Here is a 304-nt window from a genome sequence, read left to right on the forward strand (position 1 = left end):
ATGACGATGTTGAGTTTCAGGAGCGCATGGCAGAACACATCCGGTACATGGTTGAAACCATTGCTCACCACCAGGTTGATATTGATTCAGAGGTATAAAACGAATGAGTACTGCACTCGCAACGCTGGCTGGGAAGCTGGCTGAACGTGTCGGCATGGATTCTGTCGACCCACAGGAACTGATCACCACTCTTCGCCAGACGGCATTTAAAGGTGATGCCAGCGATGCGCAGTTCATCGCATTACTGATCGTTGCCAACCAGTACGGCCTTAATCCGTGGACGAAAGAAATTTACGCCTTTCCT

General features: G+C 50.0%; 2 protein-coding genes. Both read left to right on the forward strand.

Annotated features, from left to right (window positions below; all coding sequences use genetic code 11):
- On the forward strand, positions 1 to 98 hold a 98-nt coding region (locus FN960_RS21260), incomplete at its 5' end, for a host-nuclease inhibitor Gam family protein (RefSeq protein WP_023441886.1).
- 5 nt (positions 99 to 103) lie between these two features.
- The coding region (locus FN960_RS21265) for a recombinase RecT (RefSeq protein ID WP_032230014.1) at positions 104 to 304 on the forward strand (201 nt) is incomplete at its 3' end.

Origin of the sequence: Alkalicoccobacillus porphyridii, from assembly GCF_007293315.1 — a bacterium.
Lineage (GTDB): Bacteria > Bacillota > Bacilli > Bacillales > Bacillaceae_D > Alkalicoccobacillus > Alkalicoccobacillus porphyridii.